1 protein-coding gene is annotated in these 445 nt (G+C 41.3%); it reads left to right on the plus strand.

The features are described from left to right. Positions 1–445: IS3 family transposase (locus AC1P5O_RS16880; RefSeq protein ID WP_499006443.1), on the plus strand; the 445-nt coding region annotated here is incomplete at both ends.

Raw genomic sequence — 445 nt, forward strand, 5'->3', positions numbered from 1 at the left:
TTAGTGCTGATCGACCTGACCAATTATGGGTCAGTGACTTTACGTATATTCAAACTCATTCAGGCTGGGTCTATACCGCCTTTATTATTGATGTGTTCTCACGAGCAATTGTTGGATGGAAAGTATCTACACGGATGAATACAGATATGGTGCTCGATGCACTTGAGCAAGCATTGCACGATCGAGGCATGCCAAAGAATGTGATTCATCATTCCGACAGGGGTGTGCAATATCTTTCGATTCGCTATACCAATCGTTTAGAAGCAGCAAATTTACGAGCATCAGTCGGTACAACTGGTGATTCATACGATAATGCTTTGGCTGAAACGGTGAATGGCTTATACAAAACAGAGGTGATTGAATATTTAAAAGCAGATTGGCAAGGTTTAGCAGATGTACAACTTGCGACACTAAACTGGGTAGATTGGTTCAATAAAAAGCGTGT

The organism is Prolinoborus fasciculus (assembly GCF_056724605.1).